Source organism: Streptomyces anulatus (assembly GCF_000721175.1).
Classification (GTDB): Bacteria; Actinomycetota; Actinomycetes; order Streptomycetales; family Streptomycetaceae; genus Streptomyces; species Streptomyces anulatus_C.
Genome location: NZ_JOEZ01000149.1, coordinates 1 through 239 on the forward strand (window position 1 = coordinate 1; position 239 = coordinate 239).

1 protein-coding gene is annotated in these 239 nt (G+C 68.2%); it reads left to right on the top strand.

Annotated elements, in window-relative coordinates; all coding sequences use genetic code 11:
- Positions 1-239: AMP-binding protein (locus IG90_RS40495; protein ID WP_033895137.1), on the top strand; the 239-nt coding region annotated here is incomplete at both ends.

Genomic DNA, 239 nt, shown 5'->3' on the forward strand with positions numbered 1-239 from the left:
CACAGCTCGACGCGCGTGCCAACCAAGTCGCGCACGATGTGATCGGCAGGGGAGTGCGGCCCGGCGACGCGGTCGGCGTTCTTCTGGAGCGTTCGATCGAGACGGTCACCACGGTCCTTGGCCTGATGAAAGCCGGCGCCGTCTACGTACCTCTCGACGCCCGCTATCCGGCCGACCGCATCCGCCATGTCCTGGCCGACACAGGCGCCACGCTGGTGGTGACGGACGACGCGTCTCAG